The sequence below is a fragment of the Pseudomonas sp. SIMBA_067 genome, from assembly GCF_046534675.1.
Taxonomy (GTDB): domain Bacteria; phylum Pseudomonadota; class Gammaproteobacteria; order Pseudomonadales; family Pseudomonadaceae; genus Aquipseudomonas; species Aquipseudomonas putida.
Genome location: NZ_JAWRYH010000758.1, coordinates 1 through 258, shown reverse-complemented (window position 1 = coordinate 258; position 258 = coordinate 1). Strand labels below are relative to the sequence as shown.

The following is a 258-nucleotide window of genomic DNA, read 5'->3' as shown; positions in this document are numbered from 1 at the left end:
GGCACGGTTGCTCGCCACGATTCGCACGATTAACTGCCTGAATGATCTGGTTCGTATCCGCCTTGACATGGTCAAATCGAGCCCAAAGGATATCTGGCTGCCGTGCGAAGTTCAGCCCGAGCCCGAAGAGCGGACTGGAGATCAGAATCGGCTGCGTACTCGTACGTGCGAGTTCAATGTCACCCTCGGAGTCTTCCTGCCGGGAGACAATATGGGCATGCTCGGAGAGCCCATACTGATCGATAAGGCGACGATACA

1 protein-coding gene is annotated in these 258 nt (G+C 55.8%); it reads left to right on the top strand.

Features of this window, described 5'->3' with window-relative positions; translation table 11 throughout:
- The coding region (locus SB765_RS31205; RefSeq protein ID WP_410932703.1) for a hypothetical protein at window positions 1-258 on the top strand (258 nt) is incomplete at both ends.